This is a genomic window from Parvimonas sp. M20, from assembly GCF_035282425.1.
Taxonomy (GTDB): domain Bacteria; phylum Bacillota; class Clostridia; order Tissierellales; family Peptoniphilaceae; genus Parvimonas.
The window spans coordinates 1-247 of sequence record NZ_JAYKBQ010000246.1; the positions used below are offsets into that span (position 1 = coordinate 1).

The following is a 247-nucleotide window of genomic DNA, read 5'->3' on the forward strand; positions in this document are numbered from 1 at the left end:
CTGTGCCAGATGGTAGTGGTCTCGCCGAAGTCGCCTGGTATGGGTGAAAAGTTCGAGCCCGAGAAGCTGAAGAAGTTCCTTGACAATTTCGAACAGCGTCATCGTGAAGGACGTTCTAAGCCTGCTGTGGCTTTGAAGATCGTCCTCTTCAGCCAGCAGGACATTGAGTTCATGCTCGACGTGATCGAGTTTGTTGCACACAACACCAATGCAGGTATCCATCCTGGGTTGCTGTTTGCGTCTGTAG

Annotated in this window: 1 protein-coding gene; it reads left to right on the top strand. The window is 51.4% G+C overall.

The genetic code is table 11. The annotated features are described in order from the left end of the window. Positions 1-39: 39 nt before the first annotated feature. Positions 40-247, top strand: a 208-nt coding sequence (locus VJI93_RS09125; protein ID WP_324009377.1) for a hypothetical protein, incomplete at its 3' end; no start/stop codon positions are given.